We start from the raw sequence: 302 nt of genomic DNA on the forward strand, positions 1-302 counted from the left end.
TTTATGGGAGTCGTAGCCACGCACGCCTTCGAAAACGGAAGTGCCGTAATGCAGTGCGTGTGACATGACATGGACTTTAGCTTCTGCCCACGGAACCATCTCGCCGTTGAACCAAATGTAATCAGCTTTCTTCGTCATTCTCTCGTTCCTTTACTCACGCATTCGCGCGTATTTGTTGTGATGTATGTTGCTGGATCTCGACACAAGCGACATCCATAAGTTTGCGTAACTGTGAAGACAGTAAATCTACGTGCCGCTGACTGGCAACGGTCAATTCGATATTTATGTTTTCCGCATTGACC

At 47.4% G+C, this 302-nt stretch carries 1 protein-coding gene; it reads right to left on the reverse strand.

The window, feature by feature from the left end:
- Positions 1-154: 154 nt before the first annotated feature.
- Complete coding sequence (locus ACR9ZK_RS21790) at positions 155-286, reverse strand: ACT domain-containing protein (protein ID WP_481344044.1); 132 nt, start codon at positions 284-286, stop codon at positions 155-157.
- Between the last annotated feature and the right edge of the window lie 16 nt (positions 287-302).

The sequence above is a fragment of the Monashia sp. HAY1-5C genome (assembly GCF_056755255.1).